The organism is Nitrospirillum amazonense (assembly GCF_029594735.1).
GTDB lineage: Bacteria > Pseudomonadota > Alphaproteobacteria > Azospirillales > Azospirillaceae > Nitrospirillum > Nitrospirillum amazonense.
Genome location: NZ_JARPAF010000006.1, coordinates 1 through 4,725, shown reverse-complemented (window position 1 = coordinate 4,725; position 4,725 = coordinate 1). Strand labels below are relative to the sequence as shown.

General features: G+C 67.8%; 7 protein-coding genes. All 7 read right to left on the bottom strand.

Annotated elements, in window-relative coordinates; all coding sequences use genetic code 11:
- Positions 1–282, bottom strand: a 282-nt coding sequence (locus tag P5F91_RS28800; protein ID WP_277908959.1) for a hypothetical protein, incomplete at its 3' end; no start/stop codon positions are given.
- Positions 283–284: 2 nt separating this feature from the next.
- The gene (locus tag P5F91_RS28795; RefSeq protein ID WP_277908958.1) at positions 285–476 is read right to left on the bottom strand and encodes a hypothetical protein; all 192 of its coding nucleotides are present in this window, start codon (positions 474–476) and stop codon (positions 285–287) included.
- Entirely contained in the window at positions 476–1,237 is a 762-nt protein-coding gene (locus P5F91_RS28790; RefSeq protein ID WP_277908957.1) for a glycine-rich domain-containing protein, read from the bottom strand. The genes P5F91_RS28795 and P5F91_RS28790 overlap by 1 nt, the downstream gene beginning before the upstream one ends.
- A gap of 7 nt (positions 1,238–1,244) precedes the next feature.
- Entirely contained in the window at positions 1,245–3,668 is a 2,424-nt protein-coding gene (locus P5F91_RS28785; protein WP_277908956.1) for a sialate O-acetylesterase, read from the bottom strand.
- Positions 3,668–3,868: a hypothetical protein gene (locus P5F91_RS28780; protein ID WP_277908955.1), complete on the bottom strand. Its 201-nt coding sequence runs from the start codon at positions 3,866–3,868 to the stop codon at positions 3,668–3,670. The genes P5F91_RS28785 and P5F91_RS28780 overlap by 1 nt, the downstream gene beginning before the upstream one ends.
- Positions 3,855–4,268 carry an Ig-like domain-containing protein gene (locus P5F91_RS28775; protein ID WP_277908954.1) on the bottom strand — a complete coding sequence of 138 codons (414 nt, stop codon included), beginning with the start codon at positions 4,266–4,268 and terminating at the stop codon, positions 3,855–3,857. The genes P5F91_RS28780 and P5F91_RS28775 overlap by 14 nt, the downstream gene beginning before the upstream one ends.
- On the bottom strand, positions 4,265–4,725 hold a 461-nt coding region (locus P5F91_RS28770), incomplete at its 5' end, for a hypothetical protein (protein WP_277908953.1). The genes P5F91_RS28770 and P5F91_RS28775, both read right to left, overlap by 4 nt.

Genomic DNA, 4,725 nt, shown 5'->3' with positions numbered 1-4,725 from the left:
CGTGTAGCGCGTCGCGTTGGTGGCGTTGGTGAATTGCAGGCTGGTGTAGCCGTTGGCCCCCACCTGCACCAGGCTGCCCTGCTTGTTGGTGTCCGCCTGGGCGAACACATGGCCAGAGTTGGTCAGCGACGTGAGAGTGGTGACCTTTCCACCCGACTGCACGCAGCTATTCGGGTCGGCCTGAAACCAATCGACCAGCGACGGGCCGGACAGCAACTGCGCCTTGGTCGACAGGTAGGATTGAGCGGCGGCATTGGTCACCGTGAAAGGCAAGCGGATCATGGTCACTCCGTTTCGGAAGGAAGGGCCGGCCGGGGGCCGAATGTTTGGGTGGTAGGGTCGTACGGTGATCCCTGGTAGGCACGGCCATCGGGGTCAGGAACCGCCCGAGCGCCCGTCTGGGCGATCCAGGCGTCATCCGCCTCGATGACGTTGGTGATGACGTTGTCGGGGCTCAGCAGCGCGTAGCGGGGCATCAGTTGGCCTCCTGCCAGGTGAACATGATCATGCCGGAGGCGCCGGTGCCGCCGGCGGCGTTGCGGCCGCCCCCACCTCCGCCGCCGCCAAACCCCGTGGGCGTGGCGCCAGCGGAGCCGACAGCCCCACCCGCGCCGCCCGGGCCGTAGGGCGTCGATCCACCGGCGCCGCCCGATGTACTGACGACGCCGGACGTGGAGGTGTAGGTGCGCTGCGTGACCGAGGCGGTGGTCCCCACGCCCGCAAATCCGGCGATGCCACCCTGAATGAACCCGGCGGTCCCACCCATGGCGGTACCGGCGGTGGAGAACACAGGCCCGTAATTGCCGCCGGATTGCCCGCCGCCGCCGTCTGCGGAGGCCTGGCCACCGAAGCCGGGATAGCCGCCAGCCGCATAGGGGATGGCAATGTCCGCGCCCGTCAGGGACGTGTCGCCACCGAACCACGAACTGCCGCCATTCGCGCCGCTCGCGCCAGCCGCGCCGCCAGCATATCCGGCCCCAATGGTGCCTGTGAGCACGGCGCCTGGGGTTACCGGCACGTCGATCAGCTCGACCGTCACGCCAGGGCCCCCCCCGTGGCCACCGAAACCGCTGCTGGCGCTGCCATAGCCACCGCCGCCACCGGCGCCACCCCCCACCAGGACCACCTTGCGCAGCACGTAGACGCCAGCCGGCACCGTCCAGGTGAAGCTGGTGGTGAACAGCAGGCGCTTGGGCAACACGGCCACGGGCGCCTGGGGAATGAGAACAAGGGGCATCGGCGCCTCACGAATGCTGGTAGCGGAAGGGGTTGGCGTAGTAGCTGAACTTCTTCGGCACGCCGTAGCCGAGGCGGCTATAGGTCGACCACCGCGACGTCTGGGACATCAGCTGGCCCCGCGCACCCGGCCAGCCGTCCTGGGTCGTGACGGGGTCCGGCCCCTCCGCGTACCACAGCTCCCAAGCGCCGCTGGGCGCCCCCGACAGCGTGATGGTGACGGTGTTGGTCGCGCTGATCGCGACGCCGGAGATGGCCACGGAGCCGACCAGGTCGCGGAAATAGAAGCCGTACCAGGACGTCGGCTGCACCCATCCACCGGCCGCCGGCCCCTGGTCGAACTGCAGCGCGCCACCGTCGGCCGGAATGGAGAATGTCACCGTCAGGGTGGCGCCGCTGATCGCCACCGAGGTCATTTTCAGGCCGGTGAAGCTGCTGCCGCCCTCGACGGCCGCCGCGATCATCTCCCCCAGCATCATCCGGCCGAGGGTGGTGACGTGAATGCCGTCGGCCTGCACAGGCATGCTGTACATGCTACCGGCGTAGATAACCCCAGTCCCGGCGCGGTCAGCGGCCAGGTCGACCTGGGCTTCGCGCACGCCGTCCAGGAAGGTGCCGGTGACAGGGGGCGCCAGCGTGTCGGAACGGTTGGTGCCGACGATTACGAACAGGGGCGCCGTCGCCTGCCCAGTGATCGCCATAACGTCAGCTGTCAGGTTGTCGATGATCCCCGCCAGCGCGCTCTTATACGTGGCGTAGTCATAGGGCCCGCTCTCGCCCTGTACCCAGATGATGCGGCTACAGCGATATGTGCGGCCATATTGAGCGGCGACGGCCACGGCCGCCGTGACGCTGGCCAGCACGCTGGCATAAGTCGCTGTGCCCTGGACGAAATAGCTGATCGGTTCCCCGCCGTAGGAAACCGTGAACACCAGGCGACCGTTGCGCTGCCGCCCGGCATCGCGGTCCCGCTGCTCCATCGCGAAGCCGTAGAGGGTGGCCCCGAAATTGGCCGCGCCCGCGCTGTCCGATAGCGGCGCGAAATCGGTCAGCTGCCCCGGAGGGGTGGCCCCCCATGCGACCTTGGTTTCCTTGAAGGTGAATACATGGTTGGGATAGAGCGCGCTGGTCATCAGGGCCAGCTCGGCGCCGGGGTTGGCCGCGTTGGACTGGCCGTACCAAATCTCACCATCAATGGGGGCGCTGGTCAGGGGCACAGCCATGGTGCCGGTGCCGGCGGTGGGCTGGATCAGCAGCGACAGCCAGCCATCAGCATCCTGCACCTGGGCCACCGTGTATTTGCCGGAGAGCGTCGGCAGTGACACGACGTTGTACCCGCCCCGCAGTTTGGTCAGCGGCGCCATCAGCGCCCCGCCTGCCAGAAGCCCATCTGGGGTCAGGCCCAGCAGCCCGGCGCCATGTGCGTCCGTCAGGACCGGCGTGATGCCGCCGGGACGCCGGTCACGATAGATCGGCTGCGCCGGTCCCAGCTCGATCTCATCCGCCGCGACCGCGCCATCACCGGTCGCGCCCAGAAGCTGTCGGCCGACGGCATCCACGGCCAGGGGAGTACGGCCGCCGACATGGCGATCCCTCGCCAGCGGTGTACCGACGGCGATTTCGGCCACCTCTACCGCGCCCGTGGGCAGCGCCCACAGAACCGGGCGTCCGGCCGTATCGCCCGCCAGGGGCACACGGCCGTCGGGGTAACGGTCGCGATACGCCGTCCCTGACATGGCCAGCGCCGGCATCTCCAGCGTACCATCGGCCTGTGCCCATACCAGCGGGCGCCCGGTGGCGTCGCCGATCACCGGCACTCGGCCGCCAGTGTAGTGGTCGCGGTAGACCGACTGCACCAGCAGGCCGAGAACGCCCAGGATCGCGTCAGGGCGCATCCACGCCGCCGCCCGGCCGGCCACATCGGAAATGGCCCACGGCAGGCCCGTCAGCCGGTCCCGGTATCCGGACTGCTGATGGATCACGTCCAGCTGTTGCTGATATGTCGGGCCGGCCGCCGGCGCCGCCAGGGCGATATCCGCGGCGGTCTGCGCGTTTGTCGCCGCCTGCTGAGCCAGCTGGTACTGAGTATTGACTTGGACGGCAGTGTTGGTGTGCGCCCCCAGCAGATTGATCGCCCGGTTGATCACTGCGTTGGGGTATTGCGTGCCGTGCGACAGCAGCGGGGCACCGGTCTGCGGGTCGAAGTCACGCACGGCCTCGTACGGGGTGTTTACGTATGAGACGCCGGGCCATGGCGTCTCCAGTGTCAAGGTTCCGTCGGCCGTGACGGCCGCGACGAACGCCACCGGATCATCCTCGCCCACCACGAGCATGGCGCCAGGCTGCAGGTTGGTGAGCCAGGCCGTGCCGGTGCCGGTGACCGTGGCGCTGCCGCTGGTGATCGTGATCGTGCCAGTGTTGTATTGGGTCATCAGTCAGCCTTCGGGAAGCGGGTCTTGACGGCCTGGCGATGCGCCAGGACAGCCTGGGTTTCGGGCGGCAGCGGCTGGCCAGCGGCCAGGGCATCGATGCCGGCGCAAAGCGCATCGATGACGTCACCCAAGTCCGGGTAGGCATCAGCGCGGGCTGCACGCACCCGCTCCAAAGACGGACGGTGGTCAAGGCGCGGCATGGGCGGTGATCTCCAGCGTCAGGTCGCGATAGGGCCAGCAGCTGATCAGCACCTGGTGTGTGCCGGGCAGCGTCGTCGTGATGGTCATGGTGGCGTCGTGGGTGGTCGCCGCCTGGCCTTCCAACGTGACCGTGCTGCCGGGCGGTAAGGCGGAAAGGCTCACCGCATCGGCACCGTCGGCGACAATCTCCAGCTTGTCGGCCACATAGGGCATTGCCGGCCGCAGCTCGATGTCGCCGCCATGTACCCAATGGGTGTCGGGATGGCCGACGCCCTGCCGCGCCCGCAAACCATCGCGCGCCTGCGCCGCGATGGTCTGCTCGACCAGCTCAGCCGGGACGCTGATGTGCCCGTGCGAATGGATGCGCCCGCTGGCATCATGGGTGACAAAATCGGTCATACCCGGAACTCCGAGATGGTCATGATCGGGGTGTCCCATTGCATGTCGCTGGGATAGCTGAGGGTGGCCGTGATGGTGTCGCCGGCGGCGGCGGAGACCATGAGGCGCAGCATGTAGACGCTCTCGCGGGCGCTGTTGGCCGCGAAGACGCCCTGGGCCGACACCGAGGCCAATGCGCCCCCAGTATTGGAGACTGTTAAGGTTCCCTTTGAGCCCTCCGAGGAGGTTTTGAAAACCGCCGTAAAGATGATCAGCATCGTTCCGCCGTAGACGCTGATCAGGGACGCGGAATAGCCATTCGCGGTGACGTGGTTGGTCACTGCCCCCTGGTTGATAGTGGGTGTGTTCACGACGTTATTGGCAAACTGGCCGGCGATGATCAGGTCAGTGCCGTCCGGCCCCTTCAGCCATGTGCCGAATTCGCCATCGCGCCAGCCAATCTGCAGAGCGTTCCAAC